15 protein-coding genes and 1 tRNA gene are annotated in these 15,564 nt (G+C 64.9%); 11 read left to right on the forward strand and 5 right to left on the reverse strand.

The window, feature by feature from the left end:
• Positions 1 to 19: 19 nt before the first annotated feature.
• From rnpA to dapD, 6 genes are read left to right on the forward strand one after another with little or no spacing between them, the layout of a single operon-like run.
• Positions 20 to 409 carry a ribonuclease P protein component gene (gene rnpA, locus ACTIGC_RS03635; protein WP_373870241.1) on the forward strand — a complete coding sequence of 130 codons (390 nt, stop codon included), beginning with the start codon at positions 20 to 22 and terminating at the stop codon, positions 407 to 409.
• The gene (gene yidC, locus ACTIGC_RS03640; protein WP_439633112.1) at positions 402 to 2,510 is read left to right on the forward strand and encodes a membrane protein insertase YidC; all 2,109 of its coding nucleotides are present in this window, start codon (positions 402 to 404) and stop codon (positions 2,508 to 2,510) included. The genes rnpA and yidC overlap by 8 nt, the downstream gene beginning before the upstream one ends.
• 56 nt (positions 2,511 to 2,566) lie before the next feature.
• Positions 2,567 to 3,172 carry a ribosome biogenesis GTP-binding protein YihA/YsxC gene (gene yihA / locus ACTIGC_RS03645; RefSeq protein ID WP_439633343.1) on the forward strand — a complete coding sequence of 202 codons (606 nt, stop codon included), beginning with the start codon at positions 2,567 to 2,569 and terminating at the stop codon, positions 3,170 to 3,172.
• A complete protein-coding gene (locus ACTIGC_RS03650; RefSeq protein ID WP_439633113.1) occupies positions 3,169 to 4,155 on the forward strand; it encodes a DUF1036 domain-containing protein in 987 nt (328 codons plus the stop codon). Before yihA ends, ACTIGC_RS03650 begins: the two co-directional genes overlap by 4 nt.
• The gene (locus ACTIGC_RS03655) at positions 4,152 to 4,847 is read left to right on the forward strand and encodes a pyrimidine 5'-nucleotidase (RefSeq protein ID WP_439633114.1); all 696 of its coding nucleotides are present in this window, start codon (positions 4,152 to 4,154) and stop codon (positions 4,845 to 4,847) included. Before ACTIGC_RS03650 ends, ACTIGC_RS03655 begins: the two co-directional genes overlap by 4 nt.
• A complete protein-coding gene (gene dapD / locus ACTIGC_RS03660) occupies positions 4,844 to 5,683 on the forward strand; it encodes a 2,3,4,5-tetrahydropyridine-2,6-dicarboxylate N-succinyltransferase (protein WP_439633115.1) in 840 nt (279 codons plus the stop codon). The genes ACTIGC_RS03655 and dapD overlap by 4 nt, the downstream gene beginning before the upstream one ends.
• A 111-nt stretch (positions 5,684 to 5,794) precedes the next feature.
• Here the strand turns inward: dapD and ACTIGC_RS03665 are convergent, their stop codons facing one another.
• From ACTIGC_RS03665 to glmU, 4 genes are all read right to left on the reverse strand, one after another.
• The gene (locus tag ACTIGC_RS03665) at positions 5,795 to 6,391 is read right to left on the reverse strand and encodes a hypothetical protein (RefSeq protein ID WP_439633116.1); all 597 of its coding nucleotides are present in this window, start codon (positions 6,389 to 6,391) and stop codon (positions 5,795 to 5,797) included.
• Between the two features lie 102 nt (positions 6,392 to 6,493).
• Entirely contained in the window at positions 6,494 to 7,198 is a 705-nt protein-coding gene (gene rpiA / locus ACTIGC_RS03670; protein WP_439633117.1) for a ribose-5-phosphate isomerase RpiA, read from the reverse strand.
• Complete coding sequence (locus ACTIGC_RS03675; protein ID WP_439633118.1) at positions 7,195 to 8,667, reverse strand: NAD-dependent succinate-semialdehyde dehydrogenase; 1,473 nt, start codon at positions 8,665 to 8,667, stop codon at positions 7,195 to 7,197. The genes rpiA and ACTIGC_RS03675 overlap by 4 nt, the downstream gene beginning before the upstream one ends.
• A 40-nt stretch (positions 8,668 to 8,707) precedes the next feature.
• Complete coding sequence (gene glmU / locus ACTIGC_RS03680; RefSeq protein ID WP_439633119.1) at positions 8,708 to 10,060, reverse strand: bifunctional UDP-N-acetylglucosamine diphosphorylase/glucosamine-1-phosphate N-acetyltransferase GlmU; 1,353 nt, start codon at positions 10,058 to 10,060, stop codon at positions 8,708 to 8,710.
• A 99-nt stretch (positions 10,061 to 10,159) separates the two neighbouring features.
• Here glmU and ACTIGC_RS03685 point away from each other — a divergent pair, with 99 nt between their 5' ends.
• Positions 10,160 to 10,858, forward strand: a complete 699-nt coding sequence (locus ACTIGC_RS03685) for an HAD hydrolase-like protein (RefSeq protein ID WP_439633120.1) — start codon at positions 10,160 to 10,162, stop codon at positions 10,856 to 10,858.
• Positions 10,859 to 10,860: 2 nt separating this feature from the next.
• On the opposite strand, the gene ACTIGC_RS03690 is transcribed toward ACTIGC_RS03685, so the two are convergent.
• Complete coding sequence (locus ACTIGC_RS03690; RefSeq protein ID WP_127568383.1) at positions 10,861 to 11,079, reverse strand: phosphoglycolate phosphatase; 219 nt, start codon at positions 11,077 to 11,079, stop codon at positions 10,861 to 10,863.
• A gap of 256 nt (positions 11,080 to 11,335) precedes the next feature.
• Between ACTIGC_RS03690 and ACTIGC_RS03695 the strand changes: the two genes are divergently transcribed.
• The 4 genes from ACTIGC_RS03695 to ACTIGC_RS03710 all read left to right on the forward strand — a co-directional run bounded on the left by ACTIGC_RS03695 (position 11,336) and on the right by ACTIGC_RS03710 (position 15,512).
• Positions 11,336 to 11,410: transfer RNA gene (locus ACTIGC_RS03695), tRNA-Val, on the forward strand.
• Positions 11,411 to 11,758: 348 nt separating this feature from the next.
• Positions 11,759 to 12,799: an extracellular solute-binding protein gene (locus ACTIGC_RS03700; protein ID WP_439633121.1), complete on the forward strand. Its 1,041-nt coding sequence runs from the start codon at positions 11,759 to 11,761 to the stop codon at positions 12,797 to 12,799.
• Positions 12,790 to 14,457, forward strand: a complete 1,668-nt coding sequence (locus ACTIGC_RS03705; protein WP_439633122.1) for an ABC transporter permease — start codon at positions 12,790 to 12,792, stop codon at positions 14,455 to 14,457. Before ACTIGC_RS03700 ends, ACTIGC_RS03705 begins: the two co-directional genes overlap by 10 nt.
• Positions 14,454 to 15,512, forward strand: a complete 1,059-nt coding sequence (locus tag ACTIGC_RS03710) for an ABC transporter ATP-binding protein (protein ID WP_439633123.1) — start codon at positions 14,454 to 14,456, stop codon at positions 15,510 to 15,512. Before ACTIGC_RS03705 ends, ACTIGC_RS03710 begins: the two co-directional genes overlap by 4 nt.
• Positions 15,513 to 15,564 lie beyond the last annotated feature (52 nt).

Here is a 15,564-nt window from a genome sequence, read left to right on the forward strand (position 1 = left end):
TCGCCACACTTTGAAAGCGCTGCAATATCCAAATCGCGCCGCGCGCATCCGCGTACGGCGCGATTTTTTGCGTGCGCGTGATGGCCGCTCTGCCGCCCGTCCCGGCCTTGTCGTGCAGATGGTGGCGCGTGATCCGGCAGAAGGCCCTGCCAGGGCTGGCTTTACCGCCTCGAAGAAGGTGGGCAATGCCGTCCAGCGCAACCGGGCGCGGCGCCGGCTGAAAGAGGCCGCGCGCCAGATTCTCCCCCTCCATGGCCTCTCCGGCACCGACTATGTGTTCATCGCGCGTGCCGGAACGGCTGCGCGTGAATGGGAGGCTTTGCTTGACGATATGAAAAGCGCATTGCTAAGCCTCGCCGCGCCGTCCCGGCACCGACAAAGCGTGAAGGACAAACCCGGTCATGGGTGACACCCGCAATATTCTCCTCGTGGTGGCGATCGTTCTGGCGATCTTCATTCCCTACCAGCTCTTCATCGTCGAACCGATGATGGCCGAGCAGCGCGCCGCGCAGGAAGCGGCGGTGGAAGCTGAAGAAGGCGAGGCCGCCACCGACACGCCCAGCGCGTTTGGCGGCGAAGAGGCCCCTGCGGCGCTTGGCGGGTTTACCAGCCGGGAGGATGCGCTTGGCCGCTCAGAGCGCATCGCGATCCGCACGCCCGCGCTGGAAGGCTCCATCGCGCTGACCGGCGCGCGCTTCGATGATCTGCGCCTTTTGCGCTATGATGTGGCTGTCGGGTCGGATGAGCCGGTGACGCTGCTCTCTCCGCAAGGCACGCGCGGCGGGCATTATGCGGTCGATGGCTGGACGGGCGCTGCCGGTGCGCCGTCGGGCCTGCCCGGTCCCTCGACGCCCTGGCAGGCTGTAGGCAATACCACGCTGACGCCAACCAGCCCGGTGACGCTGGAGCATGTGGCGGGCGATCTTACCTTCCGCCGGGTCATCTCGGTGGATGAGGACTATCTCTTCACCGTCACCGATACGGTGACGAATAATGGCGCAGACGCAGTATCGCTGTCGCGCTTTGGTGTGGTGCGCCAGGAAGGCATCCCCGAGGACATCACCAATTTCTTCATCCTGCACGAAGGCCCGATCGGCGTTGCCGGCGGGTCGCTCATGGACCGCAAATATAACCGGCTCGAGCGCGATGGCTCCATGGAGCGCACCGGCGCGGGCGGCTGGATGGGGATTACCTCCAAATACTGGCTGACGGCAGTGGCGCCCAGCGATGATGGCGAGATCCGCGCCCGCTTCGAGGCGCGCCAGTCGGGCGGCCGCACCATCTTTGAATCGAGCTATGTGCGCACCGCCGACACGATTGCGGCGGGCAGCTCGGTCACCAGCGTGTCGCATGTCTATGCGGGGTCGAAATCGGTGCCGATCCTGCAGCGCTATCAGGACGAGCAGGGCATTCCGCGCCTCGACATGGCAGTGGACTGGGGCAATTTCTGGTTCTTCACCCGCCCCTTCTTCTGGCTCCTGAACACGTTCTACCAGTGGACGGGCAATTTCGGCGTGGCGATCCTGCTACTGACCGTGCTCATCAAGATCCCGCTCTTCCCGCTCAATAACCGCGCTTTTGCCTCCATGGCGAAGATGCGCGCGGTCGGTCCGAAAATGACCGAAATCCGCGAGCGCTTTGCCGCTGACAAGCAGCGCCAGAGCCAGGAGATGATGGAGCTCTACAAGCGCGAGAAGATCAATCCGCTCGCCGGGTGCCTGCCCATCCTGCCGCAAATCCCGATCTTCTTTGCGCTCTACAAGACGGTGTTCATCTCGCTGGAGGCGCGTCATGCGCCCTTCTTCGGCTGGATCCAGGACCTGTCGGCGCCCGATCCCACCTCCTTGTGGAATCTGTTCGGCCTTCTGCCCTATTCGGTCGATGGCTGGTGGCTGCTGGGCGATTACCAGCTCGGTGTCTGGCCGATCCTGATGGGCCTGACCATGTGGGCGCAGCAATCGCTCAACCCCCCGCCGCCCGATCCCATGCAGCGGCGCATCTTCGCCTTCCTGCCGATCGTGTTCACCTTCATCCTGTCGCCGTTTGCGGCTGCGCTGGTGATCTACTGGACGTGGAACAATTTCCTGACGATCCTGCAGCAATACGTCATCATGCGCCGCCACGGCACCTATACCGAGGTGGACAAGATCGCGGCGCGGCTGCATTCGCGCGTCACAGGAAAGCCGGTGCCGGAATTTGCCTTGCCGGGCGCCGCGCCGGGCCTGACGCCAGCGGCGGCCAAGCCTGCCAATGACGTCAAACCGGCCAAGGGCACGGCGAAGGACGCAAAAGCGTCACCGCCCCCCGTCGATGTGACCGAGCAGGTGGAGAGCAGCGTTCCCGAAGCCGATGCGCCCGCGCCCAAACCCGCCACGCCGGGGCGGCGCACCACGTCCAACCCCGCAGCGAAAAAGCCCAAGGGCGCGCGTAAAACCCCGGCGAAGAAGCCGGCGGCCAAACGCCCGGGCACCCGGCGCACCCCGCCGGCCAAGCCGGAGGGAGAGGGCTGAGCGCGCCCGACGAGCTTAGCGAGGAAGAGGCGGCCCGCCTGGCCGCAGGCAAGCGCCTGTTCGCCCAGAATGTGACCTTCATCAAGGGCGCGGTCGGCATGGACGGGCTGCCGCCTGCCGACATGCCGGAGATTGCCTTTGCCGGCCGGTCGAATGTGGGCAAGTCCTCGCTCATCAATGCGCTGACCAATCGCAAGGATCTAGCACGGGCCTCTGGCGAGCCGGGGCGCACGCGCGAGCTCAATTTCTTTGATCTGGCCGGGCGCATCCGCATTGTCGATTTGCCGGGCTATGGCTTTGCCAAGGCGCCGAAAGATGTCGCCGCACGCTGGATGGCACTGACGCGCGACTATTTGCGCGGCCGGGTCAATCTGAAACGCGTCATCCTGCTCATCGACGGCCGTCATGGCATCAAGCCTGCCGACGAGGCGATCATGAAAGTGCTGACCGAGGCGGCGGTCGGCTATCAGGTGACTTTGACCAAGCTCGACAAGCTGAAACCGGCCGAGCGCGAGGCGATGATCGCCGCCACGCAGGCCGCCGTGGCCAAGAAGGTCGCGGCCTATCCGGTCATTGCTGCAACATCCTCCTCCAAACGCCTTGGCCTTGACGCATTGCGCGCCGATATTGCGGATCTCGCAATACCGGAGCAGGAGAAATGATGCGGGCTGTGATGGTGCTGGCGGTGCTGGTCCTGGCGGGGGTTTTCGCTCCGCAGGCGCGCGCTGGCGAGGTGTGCAACGAGACCAGCTATTATGTGGATGCGGCCAAGGCCTGGGGCGGGGAGAACGGTATCTCCGCGCAAGGCTGGCAGCGTATTGCGCCGGGTTCCTGCGCGCGCTTTTCAGGCATACCCGCCGGCGTGCCGCAGTTTCTCTATGCGCGCACCAGCGAGGCCTATCTTGGCGGGGCGCGTGAATGGCTGGGCCGCACGCCGGTCTGTGTGGACCGTGCCAATTTCCAGATCGAGGGCGCGGACGATTGCGAGGCGATGGGGCTGGAGCAGCGCGAATTCCGCCAGCTCGCCCCGTCTGAACGGGCGCGCGCTGTACTGGTCGAGCCCGATGATTTTGGCAGCCGGGCGCTGGAAGCGGGCGTGCAGCGCCTGTTGCAGACGCTGGGCTATGAGGTGCGGGTGGTGGACGGGTTTGCGGGCCGCCGGTCGCGCAACCAGATCGCCGCGTTCGAGCGTGATGCCGGCGCATCGTTTGGCAGCAATTACGAGCGGCTGATAGAGCGGCTGCACGCGGCCGCGCTGGAGCGTAACCGGGAAGTGGGCCTGAATGTGTGCAATCAGGCATCGGCGCCTGCCGGTATCGCGATTGCCCGTCAGCGCAATGAGCGCTGGCAGAGCCGGGGCTGGTGGCGCATTGAGGCAGGATCCTGCATGCGCGTTATTGCCGAGAGGCTGCAGCCCGGAGAGGTTTTTGTGTTCGCGCAGATCATCAATGGCGACCGCACCGAGCCCTTGCGGCGCGGTGTCGAGGCGTTTTGTGTTGCGCCGGGACGGTTCACCTCCGAAGGCCGCTCCAATTGCGCAGAGCGCGGTTATACGCAGGTCCTGTTCCGCCCCAGCCCGGTGCCTGTTGATGGTGTCGCGCGGGTGACGCTGGAAGACGCTGACTTTGAGGACCTCGTTCAGTGAAACGCCTGCTCCAGCGCGACGTATGGGTCTTTGATCTCGACAATACGCTCTATCCAGCACACACGGCGGTGATGAGCCAGGTCGAGGCGCGCATGACCGAATTCGTCATGCAGCTTCTGGATCTGGACCGCGAAGCGGCCTTCAAGGTGCAGAACAGCTACTGGCATGACTACGGCACGACGTTGAACGGGTTGATGGTCAACCACGGAATCGCGATCAGCGACTTTCTCGATTTCGTCCACGACATCGACCATTCGGTGCTGCAGCCCAATCCGGTACTGGCTGGACATATCGCGGCGCTGGATGGCGCGCGCATCATCTACACCAATGGTTCGGTGCGCCACGCGGAGAACGTGCTGGCACGCCTGGGACTGGACCATCTGTTCGAGGGCATATTTGACATCGCCGCTGCCGATTACACACCCAAACCCCAGCGCGAGAGCTTTGACCGCTTCATCAAGCGTCACGCGGTCAATCCGGCGCGCGCGGTGATGTTTGAAGACAGCGCCCGCAACCTCGAAACCGCTGCAGGGATCGGCTTTGCGACCGTGCTGGTGCGCGCCCGTGAGAATATCGGCAATGGTCACACGGCCGGGCCCGGCGAGCACCCCGAATTTGTAGACTATGCCGTAGACTGCCTCGACACCTTCCTTGGCGAGGTTGTCGAGGGCTTCAAGGAGACACCCGCATGAGCGACACCGCCGCCCTGAAATCTGTCATCGAAGCGGGCTGGGAGGCACGCGATGGCGTTTCCACCGCGACGCAAGGCGAGCTGCGCGATGCAGTGAACACCGCGCTCAGCGAACTGGATGCGGGCCGTCTGCGCGTGGCTTCCAAAGACGGTAATGGTGACTGGCAGGTCCATGAATGGCTGAAAAAAGCCGTGCTGCTCTCCTTCCGCCTTGAACCCAACCGGCGCATGGGCCTGCCCGGCGCGCCGGTGCCGGGCCCGTGGTGGGACAAGGTGGCGGTCAAATGGGAGGGCTGGTCAGCCAGCCAGTTCGAGGCTGCGGGTTTCCGCGCCGTGCCGGGCAGTGTCGTGCGCCGGGGCAGCTTTGTCGCCAAGGGCGCGGTGCTGATGCCGTCCTTCGTCAATATCGGGGCTTATGTCGGTGAAGGCACGATGGTGGATACATGGGCCACGGTGGGCTCCTGCGCGCAGATTGGCGCAAATGTGCACATTTCCGGCGGGGTGGGCATTGGCGGCGTTCTGGAGCCGCTGCAGGCTGCGCCCGTCATCATCGAGGACAATGTGTTTATCGGCGCGCGCTCTGAAGTCGCCGAAGGCGTGATCGTGCGCGAAGGCGCGGTCATCTCCATGGGCGTGTTCCTGGGCGCCTCGACCAAGATCGTCGACCGGGCGACCGGGGAGGTCACGCGCGGGGAAATCCCGTCCTATGCGGTCGTGGTTCCGGGTACGCTGCCGGACCCGAAGGGCGGGCCCTCGCTCGCCTGCGCCGTGATCGTCAAGCGTGTGGACGCGCAGACCCGCTCCAAGACGGGCATCAACGCGCTTTTGCGGGACTGATGTTCTGATCCTTCGAGACGCTTTCTAACGAAAGCTCCTCAGGATGAAGGCTTTGTGCGCTTTTCCCCTCATGCTTCGGCCACGTGGTGCTCGAAGCACGAGAGAAAAGCGTTAGCGCGCCAGAATCGCCTGTATTTCCGGCACCGAGCTGTAAACGAGGTTTTCGCCGAAGCTTTCCGACGCGCGTTCAATCTCGCCGATGAAGCGCGGCTGGGCCGAGAGCCAGTTGCGGGCCGCTTCGCTATTGCCGAAATCTTCGATGGCGGCTTGCTGCTCGGCCGGCAGCGCAAGGATCAGCGCGGTCAATTCCTCGGCGCTGGTCTCGGAGCCGCGGGCAATCGCGCGGGCCTGCACCTGCCCGGCTTCCGACCGGAAATAGGTGGTCAGTTCGCGCAGATCGGCCGTTGAGAGGTGGCTGGCGAGCACGCCGGACACTGTATCAAGGAAAGCCGGTTGCTCTGCCTCGAAGCGGGCATTGAGCAGCGCGGCGATATCGCGGGCCTGCTCGCCGCGAAGCTCTGGCCGCGTCTCGCGTATGCCCTCCACCACGACCGCGCCCAGATCGGGGATATTGGTAAGGATCGCCTGCCACATGCCGCTGGCATGGGCGAAATCGCGTGCGGCTTCGAGCCGTTCGGCGCGATCATCGGCAAGGCCCGCAAACGGCAGGGCCACAATCATTACGAGGGCGGTGAGAAACGCACGCATGGGCAAGGCCTTTCCGGCAATCATTGAACCGGAAAGGAGCCTAGCGCCGGGCCTGCCGGGGCGATACCCGCCACAGGCTGACAATGCCGGTCAGGGAAGACGCTAAAGCTCCATCACCTTCACATCGTCGTCCTCGCCGACGATCACCACGCGGGCCTGATCGAGAAATAGGCCGTGATCGACCACGCCCGGCAGTGCCAGCAGTTCGGCATCGACGCTGTAGGGGTCTATAATGGCCCCGCAGGCGCAATCGAGAATGTAGTGGCCGCCATCGGTGATGAAGGGCTCGCTGCGGTCGCCCTGGCGGCGGATATCGACCAGAGGCCGCTCCACGCCCGCGCGGCGCAGCGCGTCGAACACTTTCTTGGCGGTGATGGTCCAGCCGAACGGATCGATCTCGACGGGCAGCGGGAAGGCGCCCAGCGTCTCCACCAGCTTGGTCTCATCGATCAGTACGACCATATAGTCGGCCGCATCGGCGATGATCTTCTCGCGCAGGAGGCAGCCGCCCCCGCCCTTGATGAGGCGGAAGCCGCCATCAACCTCATCGGCGCCGTCAACCGCCACATCAATGCGGTCAGCCTGCTCGATCGGGATGAGGGGAACGCCCGCCTCAAGCGCGATCTGTTCGGTCTCGCGCGAGGTGGGGATGCCCTTGATGGAGAGATCACCCGCCAGACAGCGCCGCCCCAGCGCCTTGACGAAAAGGGCGGCGGTGGAGCCCGAACCGAGCCCCACAATCATGCCGTCCTCGATATACTCGAGCGCCGCTTCAGCGGCTCTGGCCTTCTGGCTCTGCGCGCTCACTGATCGACCCCGCCAAGGAGGACGAATTTCAGCTCGGTGAACTCTTCGGCCGCCCATTTGCCGCCCTCGCGGCCAATGCCGGACTGCTTCATGCCGCCAAAGGGTGTGGCGGGCGAGCCGACCATGGGCGCGTTGACGCCGACCATGCCAAAATCAATGCCTTCGGAGATGCGGTGGATGCGCCCGGCATCGCGCGTGTAGAGATAGGCGGCGAGGCCATAAGGCGTGTCATTGGCGAGCCGGATCACGTCTGCCTCGTCCTTGAACGGATAGAGCGCGGCGACGGGCCCGAAGATCTCGTTGCAGGCAAGGCTCATGGAATGGTCCGCGCCGGTGATGAGGGTCGGCTCGAAATACGCACCGCCCATATCGTCCACGCGCGACTTGCCGCCTGTGAGCACTTTGGCGCCCTTGGAAACGGCGTTCTCCACCAGCTCGGCCACGCGGCTGACGGCCTCTTCGTGGATGAGCGGGCCGACATCGGTGCCGTCAGCGAAGGGATCGCCGAGCTTCAGCTTGGATACGCGCGTCTTTAGAAGCTCGGTCAGCTTATCCATTACGCCTTCCTGTACGAAGACGCGGTTGGGCGACACACAAGTCTGGCCGGCTGCGCGGAACTTGCCCTGAACGAGGCCGTCAGCGGCTTTTTCAAGGTCCGCATCATCCATGATGATGAAGGGCGCATTGCCGCCCAGCTCCAGCGCAACGCGCTTGATGGTTTTCGCCGCCTGCTCCATCAGCAGCGCGCCCACCGGCGTTGAGCCGGTAAAGGCGATCATCGCCACTTCTTCCGATCCGGTCAGGACCGGGCCAATCTCGCGCGCTTCGCCGGTGACGACGTTAAACACGCCCTTGGGGAAGCCGGCACGGTCTGCCAGCTCGGCCAGCGCCAGCGCAGAGAGCGGCGTTTCCGCCGCCGGCTTGATGACGATGGGACAGCCCACCGCCAGTGCTGGGCCGCACTTGCGGGTGATCATGGCAGAGGGGAAGTTCCAAGGCGTGATGCACGAGACAACGCCCACGGGCTGGCGGATCGTCCAGCCGCGCGCGCCGGGCGTCGGCACGGGCAGGGTCTCGCCATGCACGCGGCGCGCTTCCTCTGCGGCCCACTGGACGAAGCCTGCGCCATAGGCAACCTCGCCCTTGGCTTCTTTCAGGGGCTTGCCCATCTCGGCGGCCAGAATGATCCCCAGATCATCCTGATGCTCCATGATCAGCTCATACCAGCGATTGACGATGCGCGAGCGCTCAAACGCCGAGGTGCGCCGCCAGGCAAGGTTCGCCGCCGCAGCGGCCTTCACCGCGCGCTTGGCGCCCTCTGCCCCGACATCGGCGACATCGGCGACTTTCTTCCGGTTGGCCGGATTGTTGACGTCAAACCGGCTCTCACCCTTCACCCACTCGCCATTGATCCAGGAATCAGTGCGCCACAGGCCGGAATCTTTCAGGCGGGACTTGTAATCACTCATGGGGAGGTCCTTTCGCGTGTGGGGCCGGTTTCCCGGTCTATTATGCTTTCGTCTTGTCCTTGCGCGCCTGCATCGTCTGGCGGAAGCGTGCCGCCCAGCCGGGCTTGTTCTCCTGCTTGGCGCGCGACAGAGCCAGCGTGTCATCCGGCACGTCTGATGTGATGACGCTGCCCGAGCCTGTAAAGGCCCCGCGTCCAATGTTCACAGGCGCGACCAGGCTGGTATTGGACCCGATAAACGCGCCATCGCCGACAATCGTTCGATGTTTGAAGAAGCCATCATAATTGCAGGTGATGGTGCCAGCGCCGATATTGGCCTTCGCGCCAATGTCGGCATCGCCGATATAGGACAAATGATTGGCCTTCGCGCCGGCGTGCAGGACCGCGTTTTTCACCTCGACGAAATTGCCGATTTTCGCTCCCGTCTCCAGCACCGCGCCGGGGCGCAGGCGGGCATAGGGGCCAACGGACGCGTTCTCGCCAACGCTTGTCCCCTCCAGATGGCTGAAGGCATGGATCAATGCGCCGGTCTCAATGCGCACGCCGGGGCCAAAGACCACGTTCGGCTCCACGATCACGTCATTCGCGATTTGCGTGTCATGGCTGAAGAACACGGTTTCGGGCGCGATCAGCGTGACGCCCGCCTCCATGGCAGCGGCGCGGGCGCGCGCCTGAAAGGCGGCTTCGGCCTCAGCCAGATTGGCGCGGGAGTTGACGCCCAGCACCTCATCTGCGTCCGCGCGCACCGCGCGGGCGGTGTGTCCGGCAGCGACGCCAAGCGCCACGATGTCGGTCAGGTAATACTCACCCATCGCGTTGTCGTTCGTGACCTTCGAGAGCAGTTCAAACAGGAGCGGGGCGGGCGCTGCCATTACGCCGGAATTGCACAGGCGCACACCCCTTTGCTCGGCGTTGGCTTCCTTTTCCTCGACAATGGCGGTGAGCGCGCCGGACGCGTTTTCGATCAGGCGGCCATAGCCCGTGGGGTTCTCCGGCTCGAAGCCCAGAACGGCGATGTCCGCGCCCGAATCGAGCGCCGCAAAGACCGCCTGCAGTGTTTCGGTGCGGATCAGGGGGGTGTCGGCGAACAGCACGGCCACATCGCCGTCAAAACCGGCCAGCGAGTCCCTGCCGCACAGCACGGCGTGGCCGGTGCCCATGGGCGGGTCCTGCAGGGCGGTTGCAGCGCCTGCGGCCTCTGCGCGGGTCTTCACCTCCGGCCCGTGCGCACCCCAGATCACCACCTGGCGGTCCGCGCCGCATTCACCGGCCAGCGCGAGGCTCCAGTCCAGCATGGGGCGTCCGCCGACAGCATGCAGCGGCTTGGGCAGGGCCGACTTCATCCGGGTGCCGTGCCCGGCCGCGAGAATGATGACGGCGCGTGCCTTTGCCATGGAGCTGTCCTTCCTCATGCCTGCCGCCGGGCGCTGTTCGTGAAAGCGTGCCCGCGCTATAGCCCATCGGGCGCATACTTGCGAAGGGGAAGACTGGCCATGACGCATTTTGAGGCTCTGCGGGGGGCGTCCATTGCGTTTGACCTTGATGGCACGCTGGTGGATACGGCCCCTGATCTGGTGCGGGCGCTGAATGAATCGATTGCCCGCTTCGGCCTTGATCCGGTGCCGGTTGATGATGTTCGCGCCATGGTCGGACGTGGCGCGCGGGCGCTGATCGTGCGGGCTTTCGACCGGGCCGGTGCCGTTCTGGAGCCGGACATGGCCGAATCGGCCCTGTCGCATTTCCTGATGACCTATGGCGCGGATATCGCCGCACACAGCCGGCCGTTCGACGGGGTGGAGGCCGCGCTGGATGTCCTGGCGGCATCCGGCGCGCGGCTCAGCGTATGTACCAACAAGCCGTCGGCTCTAGCACGCCAGCTGATAGAGGCGTTGGACCTGACGGGCCGGTTCGAGCGGATCACCGGGCCGGAGGATGCACCGGCCAGGAAGCCCGACCCGTCCCATCTGCTGGCCGCTGCCGGTGAAGGCGATACAGGGCGTTTTATCGCGCTGGTGGGCGATTCCGAGCCTGATGCACTGGCAGCACAGGGCGCAGGCGTGGCCTGTCTGCTGTTTTCGAGAGGTTACAGCGAAAAGCCGGTCAGCACGCTGGGCGCTGACCGGCTTTTCGATCACTTCGACGATCTGCCTGCCATGCTCGCCGAACTGGCTGCGGGCAGGCGATCGGTCTGAAATTACGCGCTGCGGCGATTCTCGCCACGGTCATTGGCCGGGCGCGGCATGCCGTTGACGAGGTTGGAGCGCACATCGGTGCGGGCAGACCGCATGGCGGGCATGAAGCCAGCGTCCACGAGATCGACGGTCACGTCGTAACCGCGCTCTTTCCAGTAGGCTTCAATACGTTCTTTCAGGCGGCGCGCGCCTTCAGGCGTGCAGAGGTCATTACTGGCCATGTCTCTATTCTCCTTCGACGCGCTTAGGGCCTTGAAGCGCACCGGCTCTGGTGACTGTAGGGTGTCATACCGGGGCCGCTTCATGCGCCCGGCGGTATGAGCGATATAGATGCTTTGTCTTCTTGACGGAAGTGTGACGAAAGCCCTCCTCGCGATTTTGTTATCCAGCCAGTGAATGCATGCAGCGAAATCGAGTCGGCTCGGCGATCCAGCGCTTGACCGCGTGCGTGTTTTGCCTCTATACGCCGCTCCCTCCGGGCGATTAGCTCAGCGGTAGAGCACTTCGTTCACACCGAAGGGGTCACTAGTTCGATCCTAGTATCGCCCACCAGATTTCCTCATTAAATCTGTGTAATGCCGGATTTTCGACTGCCCTCAGGCCAATGCCTGCAAGGGCAGTCGATGCCGGTTTTGCGCGCGACACGGACAGCATCGCCCCTGAGGGAGGCGGATCACTTTAAAGTGACCATTGGAGTGGCGGCCGCGTGTCGCGCCACTTCGGAAATGTTGTCTTTCCTTTTGGGAAACGCTGGGCACGTTCGGCGGGGCTGCATGGCCCCTCAATTAACTCACACTTGCTCTTGCGAAGCGTTCGCAGAACTGGCATGACGGCCGGTAACGGCGCCGGACCCTTTTGACGGAGGCTCTCTGTGCTGCCGCAAACCGTGAGAGGAACGCCATGTCTGACCGTCTCCGCCTTTCCATAATCGGCGCTCTTTGTGCCTCGCTGGGGCTGACCGCCTGTGGCCAACCTGAGCAGGACAGCGTCGTCAACGTGTTCTCGGCGCGCCATTACGCGTCCGATCAGGAAGTGTTCCGGGCCTTCACCGAAGAGACAGGCATCGCGATCAATCTGGTCGAGGCTGATGGCGATCTGCTGATCGAGCGGGTTCGCGCCGATGGCGAGCGTTCGCAGGCTGATGTCATCATCACTGTCGATGCGGGCCGTCTGCACCGTGCCGAGCAGGCGGGCCTGTTCCAGCCCGCAGGCGATCTGGGCGGCATGCTGGACCGGGTGCCCGACGCCCTGGTGCATCCCGATAATCTCTGGTTCGGCTTCGCGACCCGCGCCCGCGTCATTGTTTATGCGCGTGACCGTGTGGACCCGTCCGAGGTGCAGACTTATGCCGATCTCGCCCGTCCGGAGTTTGAAGGCCGGGTGTGTGTGCGCTCGTCCTCCAATGTCTATAACCAGTCGCTCGTCGCCGGCATGATTGCCGAAGACGGCGTTGAGGCGGCAGAAAGCTTTGCGCGCGGCATCGCCCAGAATCTCGCCCGCACCCCGCAGGGCGGCGATACTGATCAGATCCGCGCTGTCGCCGCTGGTGAATGCGATGTCGCCATCGTCAATCATTACTATCTTGGCCGGCTGCTGAATGCCTCTGACAATGCCGATCGCGCCGTCGGCGAGGCCGTTGGGATCGTGTTTCCCGATCAGGGGCAGGGCGGCACTTATTTGAACATCTCGGGCGCGGGCCTTGCGGCCAATGCACCCAATCCTGAAGCCGCGCGTGCCCTACTGGCCTTCCTTCTGTCGGAGCGGGCGCAGCGGGCCTTTGCCGAACTTACCAATGAGTTTCCCGCCGACCCGTCTGTCAGCTATGACAACACCGTTCTTGAAGGGTTTGCCGGTTTCGAGGCGCGTGATCTGAACGTCAACGCGCTGGGCGAGAACGGCGCTGAAGCCCAACGCATTTTTGACCGGGTGGGATGGCCATAACCGATACTGCCACACTCCGCCGCACGCTGACGGGCCGGACAGGATTGCATCCTGTCTGGCTCGCTGCTTTTGCAGGCCTTTTGTGCGCCGCGCCTTTGCTGGCCGTGGTGTGGCTGGGCGTGTCCGGCCCGTGGAGCGATTATCTGATCCACATTGCCAATACGCGTCTGGCCGAATTCCTCATCAATACCGCGATTGTGGGCCTGACGGCGGCGCTCCTGGCCGGCGTTATCGGCACAGGCACGGCCTGGCTGGTCACGCGCTATGTGTTTCCCGGCCGCAATCTCTTCCAGTGGATGCTGGCCCTGCCGCTGGCCATGCCCGCCTATGCGGCCGCCTATGGCTGGTATGATCTGACGCAAGGGGCAGGCCCGCTGGGCGGGCTGCTACCCACTGTGCACGGGCCGCTGGGGGCAGGCGCGATCTTTGGCCTCGTCTTCTACCCTTATGTCTACCTGCTGGCGCGCGAGAGCTTCTCGGCCCAGTCCGCCGATGCCTATGACGCGGCGCGCACGCTGGGCTGTTCGCCCTTTGCCGCCTTTGCCCGCACCGCCCTGCCCATGGTGCGCCCGGCCATCGCGGCGGGCCTTGCGCTGGTCGTGATGGAGGCGCTGGCAGACTATGGCACGGTCAGCCATCTGGGCGCGCCGACCCTGACCGTGGCGCTGATGCGCGCCTGGGCGGGCGAGGGGTCGATCCCTGATGCGGCGCGCCTTGCCATGCTGCTGGTGTCCATCACCTTCCTGATTTTCATGGCCGAGCGGGCGCTGCGCCGGCGCGCGCGCCAGACAGCGGCGTCTGGCCATGTGCGCGCCTTCCGCCGCCAGAGCCTTTCCCCGCTCGCCGGGATGCTGGCGGCCTTTGCTTGTCTGTTGCCGGTGCTGATGGGGCTCGTCATTCCGGCGGCAAGGCTGGGCTGGCGGGCGGCCTATACGCCGGCTGCAACCGGGCTGATGGATGCGGCGGTGAACTCGCTGATGCTGGCGGGCATATCGGGGCTGCTGGCAGCGGTCATCGGGCTGGGCCTTGCCTATGCCATCCGCACCCGAAAGCTTGCCGGACGCGCCTCTGCCCGTATTGCCGCGATGGGATACGGCGTGCCGGGCGCGGTGGCGGCGCTGGGCGTGCTGATCATCTTCGGCACGTTGCAGGGCTGGCTGGATACCGGCTGGCGTACCCTCACCGGCTCGCCCTTCCCGCTGGTGCTGACGGGTAGCGCGCTGGCGCTCATCTTTGCCTATCAGGCGCGTTTCATCGCCGCCGCCATCGGCCCCAGCGAAAGCGCGCTGTCGCGCGTCACGCCCTCCTTGGATGCAGCAGCGCGCTCGCTGGGGGCAAGACCGCTGGAGCTCGCCCGGCGCGTCCATTGGCCGCTGGTCTCATCGGGTGTCGCGCTGGCGGGCCTGCTTGTATTTGTGGAGGTTCTCAAAGAGCTTCCCGCGACGATGATTTTAAGGCCCTTCAACATGAATACGCTGGCCGTGACCGCGCACAATTATGCAGCCGATGAAAGGCTGGGCGAGGCGGCCCTCCCGGCGGTGCTGCTGGTCGTGGCGGCTTTGCCCGCGATGATCTGGATCGCCCGGCGCATTACCGCCACGGAGCGTGCGCGTGCCAGTGTGCCTCCCTCCGAAGCGATACCGGGGCTGGCTGAATGAACATGATGACCAGCGACACACCGCGCGTGACCATCACCCGCGCCGAGGTGCGCCTTGGCGGTGCCGACGGTGTTGCTGTGCGCGGGGCTGATCTGGCATTGCGAGCTGGTCAGGTAACGGCTCTGCTGGGGCCATCCGGGGCAGGCAAGTCCACGCTTCTCAGGGCGATTGCCGGGCTGGAGCGCCTGCATGCGGGCGAGATCGTGTCAGATGGCAATGTGTGGAGCGGGCCGGGCGTGCATCTGGCACCGGAGCGGCGGCGCTGCGGGGTGGTGTTTCAGGATTACGCCCTGTTTCCGCACCTGACCGCGATCCAGAATGTGGCCTTTGGCCTGCGCCACTTGAGCAGCGGTGAACGCCGCCAGCGCGTAATGGAAAGCCTTGAGGCGGTGGAGTTGACCCACCGCGCGCGCGCCTATCCCCACGAGCTGTCCGGCGGGGAGCAGCAGCGCGTGGCGCTGGCCCGCGCGCTGGCGCCCGAACCTGCCGTCATGCTGCTGGACGAACCGTTTAGCGGGCTCGACCGGCGGCTGCGCGCCGACCTTTCCGCGATGACGCTGGACGTGCTGCGCCGCTCCGGCACGGCCTCGCTCATCATCACGCACGATGCCGAAGATGCGTTGGCCAGTGCCGACGAGATCGCGCTGATGGAGCGTGGCAGCATCATCCAGTCGGGCACGCCTGACGCGCTCTATCTCGCGCCTGCCAGCGAAAGCGCGGCGCGCATGCTGGGCGATGTCGATGCCTTTGCCAGCAGGGTGGATGGCGGCAATGCATCAACGCCTCTGGGTGTGGCCGCCGCCCCTCAACCCGATGGCAGCGCCGTCACCGTGCTGGTGCGCCCGGAAGGCATTCTGGTCGGTGCGGAGGGCGAAGCCGGGGCGTCTGCCCGCATCGTCTCACGGCGCCCTGCTGGCCCCGTGGTCGTGCTGCTGATCGCGCTGGCATCGGGTGAACGCGTGACGGCCCGCGCGCCTGTCAGCCACCCGGCACATGCCGGTGATGCGGTGTCGCTCACCCTGGACCCGGCTTTTGTGAGTGTAGTGGCGGGGTAGGGTTTTCACACTCTGGACGTGAAACCCCGGAAGCCCGAAGGGCTATCCGGGG

It is taken from the genome of Glycocaulis sp. (genome assembly GCF_051859565.1).
Lineage (GTDB): Bacteria > Pseudomonadota > Alphaproteobacteria > Caulobacterales > Maricaulaceae > Glycocaulis.

Coding starts and splice junctions, on each gene's coding strand:
- ACTIGC_RS03685 (WP_439633120.1), top strand. CDS start 10,160: ATGACGCATTTTGAGGCTCTGCGGGGGGCGTCCATTGCGTTTGACCTT.
- ACTIGC_RS03675 (WP_439633118.1), bottom strand. CDS start 8,667: ATGAGTGATTACAAGTCCCGCCTGAAAGATTCCGGCCTGTGGCGCACT.
- dapD (WP_439633115.1), top strand. CDS start 4,844: ATGAGCGACACCGCCGCCCTGAAATCTGTCATCGAAGCGGGCTGGGAG.
- ACTIGC_RS03665 (WP_439633116.1), bottom strand. CDS start 6,391: ATGCGTGCGTTTCTCACCGCCCTCGTAATGATTGTGGCCCTGCCGTTT.
- ACTIGC_RS03690 (WP_127568383.1), bottom strand. CDS start 11,079: ATGGCCAGTAATGACCTCTGCACGCCTGAAGGCGCGCGCCGCCTGAAA.
- ACTIGC_RS03650 (WP_439633113.1), top strand. CDS start 3,169: ATGATGCGGGCTGTGATGGTGCTGGCGGTGCTGGTCCTGGCGGGGGTT.
- ACTIGC_RS03700 (WP_439633121.1), top strand. CDS start 11,759: ATGTCTGACCGTCTCCGCCTTTCCATAATCGGCGCTCTTTGTGCCTCG.
- glmU (WP_439633119.1), bottom strand. CDS start 10,060: ATGGCAAAGGCACGCGCCGTCATCATTCTCGCGGCCGGGCACGGCACC.
- ACTIGC_RS03710 (WP_439633123.1), top strand. CDS start 14,454: ATGAACATGATGACCAGCGACACACCGCGCGTGACCATCACCCGCGCC.
- yidC (WP_439633112.1), top strand. CDS start 402: ATGGGTGACACCCGCAATATTCTCCTCGTGGTGGCGATCGTTCTGGCG.
- ACTIGC_RS03705 (WP_439633122.1), top strand. CDS start 12,790: ATGGCCATAACCGATACTGCCACACTCCGCCGCACGCTGACGGGCCGG.